Source organism: uncultured Cardiobacterium sp. (genome assembly GCF_938028825.1).
Taxonomy (GTDB): domain Bacteria; phylum Pseudomonadota; class Gammaproteobacteria; order Cardiobacteriales; family Cardiobacteriaceae; genus Cardiobacterium.
In genome coordinates this window covers 1-3506 of sequence record NZ_CALIZP010000005.1, presented here as the reverse complement: position 1 = coordinate 3506, position 3506 = coordinate 1, and the positions used below count along the sequence as shown (strand labels likewise).

The window sequence follows — 3506 nt, the reverse complement described above, 5'->3', positions numbered from 1 at the left end:
GCCCTCGCCGACCTGCAACAACGCGCCGCAGCAGGCGATGCCGCCGCGCAATTCGAACTGGGCGCTCTCTATTACCAAGGACAAGACATCGCACAGGACTACGCCCAAGCCGCCGCATGGTGGACAAAAGCCGCCACGCAAGGTGATGCCAAAGCCCAGTACGCCCTCGGTCTTCTTTACGCCGAAGGGCAGGGCGTCGCGCAGGACTACGGACAAGCGCGTGCGTGGTGGGGAAAAGCTGCCGCGCAAGGCCATATCGTCGCGCAATACAGACTGGGTTACCTCTACTACGACGGTCAAGGTGTGCCACAGGATTATGGCAAGGCACACGAATGGTGGGAAAAAGCCGCTCTCCGAGGCGATGCTGCCGCGCAAAGTAACCTTGCTGTCCTCTATTATGAAGGTCAGGGTGTGGCACAGGATTACGACAAAGCCCGTGCATGGTTCGAAAAAGCCGCCGCACAGGGCATACCCCAAGCTCAATACAACCTCGGCGTCCTCTACATCAAAGGTCAAGGCGTGCCGCAAGACATCACCCAAGCGCGCGTGTGGTTCGAAAAAGCCGCTGCGCAGGAACAAGATAAAGAAGTGCAGCAAGCCGCGCAAAAAGCCTTGCAAAAAATCTCCCAATAAAGCGGAAACAGACCATGAAAACCCTCTGCCTTGCCCTCCTCCTCGCCGCAACCGCCGCCCATGCCTTGAGCGACAGCGAAAAAGAAACCCTGATGACCGCCGCCGTAGAGGCTTACGAACGGCAGGACTACGCCACTGCACTGAAAAAATGGCAAACCCTCGCAACAGCGGGCGATGCCGAAGCGCAAAATAATCTGGGTAACCTCTACTACGCAGGCCAAGGCGTCGCGCAGGACTACGGCAAAGCGCGCGCCTGGTGGGAAAAAGCCGCCGCGCAAGGCGACGCCGCCGCGCACAGCAACCTCGGCATCCTCTACGCCAATGGTCTAGGCGTGGAGCAGGACTACACCCAATCCGCTGCATGGTTCGAAAAAGCCGCCGCGCAAGGCGACGCCACAGCCCAATATAACCTCGGCGTCCTCTACGCCGAAGGCAAAGGCGTTGCACAGGACTACGGTCAAGCGCATGCCTGGTTCGAAAAGGCTGCTGTCCAAGATGATGCCAATGCCCAATACAACCTCGGCATCCTCTACGCCAATGGCTGGGGCGTGGCGCAGGACTACGACCAGGCGCGCGCCTGGTGGGAAAAAGCGGCCGCACAAGGCCATGCCCAAGCCCAATACAACCTCGGTCTCCTCTACTACAAAGGCCAAGGCGTCGCGCAAGACTATGCCCAAGCCGCCGCGTGGTATGAAAAAGCCGCTACCCAAGGCAATGCCAATGCCCAACACAACCTCGGCGTCCTCTACGACGAAGGCAAAGGCGTCGCGCAGGATTACGGTCAAGCACGCGTGTGGTACGAAAAAGCGGCCGCCCAAGGTAATACCGGAGCGCAATACAACCTCGGTGTCCTTTACGCCGAAGGTCAAGGCGTCGCGCAGGACTACGCCCAAGCTGCCGCTTGGTACGAAAAAGCAGCCGTACAAGGATTGGTCCAAGCGCAATACAACCTCGGTGTTCTATACCGAGACGGGCAAGGTGTGGCACAGGACTACGGCAAAGCGCGTACCTGGTTTGAAAAAGCCGCCGCCCAAGGCGATGCCGCAGCCCAATACAACCTCGGCTCCCTCTACGAAAACGGCCAAGGCGTAACGCGTGACATCAGCAAAGCCCGCGAGTGGTTCGAAAAAGCCGCTGCGCAAGGCGACGAAAGCGCCAAAGCAGCATTGCAGAAATTCGGCAAATGACACGGCAACGCGTCATAAACCCGCGCCGCGACAAAGCCCGTAACCACGCTGCTTGGCGGTCATCCTCATCTACTGCACCGCCCCGCCCACCCGATGAAATTTGCCCGCCTCTAAAAACCTGCTGCAAAATCCAGTTCCCAAACACCCGCCCCCTGAACACCATGCCCTACCTCCTCCCGCCACTCCTCCTTACCCTCCTCGCCCTCCTGCCCCTGCTGCGCGCGGCGCACCGCCGCCACGCGCCCGCCGATCCCGCCGCCGAGCAGCGCGCGCTCATCGCCGCCTGGCGCGCCGCCGATGATCCGGCGGGGCAGGACGAACGCGATTACCGTCTCTACCACGAACTCAAAGCCCTGCGCGCGGGCAAAACGCCGACTGCGACCCGTCTGCCACCGTGGTTCTACCCCTTTGCCCTCTTTGCCGTCGCGACCGCCGTCGCCCTGTGGCAGCAGGCCGACCGTAACGGCGACCGCTGGTACCACCTGCAACAGCAACTCGCCCCCGCCCTCCTGCGCAGCCAGTACCTCGGCGACATTGAGCGCGTGCCGCAAGAAAGTCTCGCCATCTACTGCCAGGCCTTGCAGGCGCGCATTGACCGCCGCGATCCTGCGCAACTCGACACACTCGGCCGCTGTTACAGCCGCGACAACCAGTACCCGCAGGCGGCGCAAATCTACGCCCGCGCGTACAGCCTCGCTCCTGCCGACGCCGCCATCGCCCTCAACTACGCGCAAACCACCCTCTTCGCCCACCCCGACCGCCCGATGCCCGCCGACATCGAAAACATCCTGCGCGAGCAAAGCGCCAACCCGCTCGCCAAACTGCTGCTGGCGGCGGGCTACACGCAAAGCGGCAAGGCCGACCTCGCCGCGCCGCTGTGGGCGGAACTGCGCCGCGACCTCGCGCCCGACCATCCGCTCTACCGCCTCATCCCGCCGGAAAGCGGCGACAAACCCGCCGCCCGCGCGCCCGTCATCACCGTGCAGATTGCCGCCGCGACCCTCGCCGCCCTGCCGGAAAACGCCCGCCTCTACATCAGCGCCAGCCTGCCGGGCGAGAAAATGCCACTTGCCGTGCGCGCCCTCGCCCCCGCCGCCCGGCAAAGTATTGAGCTCACCGACCGCGACAGCATGACCGGCGAGAGCATCAACCAGCATCCGCAACTCACCTACCGCGCGATTTTGAGCGCCGATGGCAACGTCAGCGGCACCCGCGTGGCTGAAGCGGAAACGACCGCCGCCGGCGATGCCGCCGTGACCCTCGAATTGCCCTAACCCCGCCGGGCGGGATTGCCCGCCTGGGCGGCGACAGCCTGCTCCCGCGCATAAAAAACGGGACGCCGCAGCGTCCCGTTTTTTATGCCAACCCTCAAAACTTCGGCGGGTTGTCCTTGCGTTCCTGTTCCTTGACGGCGTTTTCATAGCGCGGGTCATCCAGGCGCAAATTGATAAAAAACGTTGATTTGACGAGCGACAGCGTCGGGTCGCTGTCAATACTGCAATCATCGCCACACCAGATATAGAAAACCGTCCCGCTGCCTTCGTTCCCGGACGTTCTCACCGGTTCCCCATATTTCTCCTCGGCAGCCTTGAACATCTCGGAGCCATCTTCTTTGGCACCTCTTACCTTTTGATATAGCTAATACACCTAACATTTCATACATCTAAGCAAATAAAGTAGCGTGAA

The 3506-nt window shown here is 61.8% G+C and carries 4 protein-coding genes; 3 read left to right on the top strand and 1 reads right to left on the bottom strand.

The features are described 5' to 3' along the window. From Q0562_RS00205 to Q0562_RS00195, 3 genes are all read left to right on the top strand, one after another. The coding region (locus Q0562_RS00205; RefSeq protein ID WP_298639588.1) for a tetratricopeptide repeat protein at positions 1–633 on the top strand (633 nt) is incomplete at its 5' end. Between the two features lie 14 nt (positions 634–647). Continuing rightward, complete coding sequence (locus tag Q0562_RS00200) at positions 648–1820, top strand: sel1 repeat family protein (protein WP_298639586.1); 1173 nt, start codon at positions 648–650, stop codon at positions 1818–1820. Between the two features lie 161 nt (positions 1821–1981). Beyond that, positions 1982–3094 (top strand): hypothetical protein, encoded by a 1113-nt coding sequence (locus Q0562_RS00195; RefSeq protein ID WP_298639583.1) that lies wholly within the window; start codon positions 1982–1984, stop codon positions 3092–3094. A gap of 94 nt (positions 3095–3188) precedes the next feature. On the opposite strand, the gene Q0562_RS00190 is transcribed toward Q0562_RS00195, so the two are convergent. Further along, positions 3189–3416: a hypothetical protein gene (locus tag Q0562_RS00190; protein ID WP_298639581.1), complete on the bottom strand. Its 228-nt coding sequence runs from the start codon at positions 3414–3416 to the stop codon at positions 3189–3191. Between the last annotated feature and the right edge of the window lie 90 nt (positions 3417–3506).

Coding starts and splice junctions, on each gene's coding strand:
- Q0562_RS00200 (WP_298639586.1), top strand. CDS start 648: ATGAAAACCCTCTGCCTTGCCCTCCTCCTCGCCGCAACCGCCGCCCAT.
- Q0562_RS00195 (WP_298639583.1), top strand. CDS start 1,982: ATGCCCTACCTCCTCCCGCCACTCCTCCTTACCCTCCTCGCCCTCCTG.
- Q0562_RS00190 (WP_298639581.1), bottom strand. CDS start 3,416: ATGTTCAAGGCTGCCGAGGAGAAATATGGGGAACCGGTGAGAACGTCC.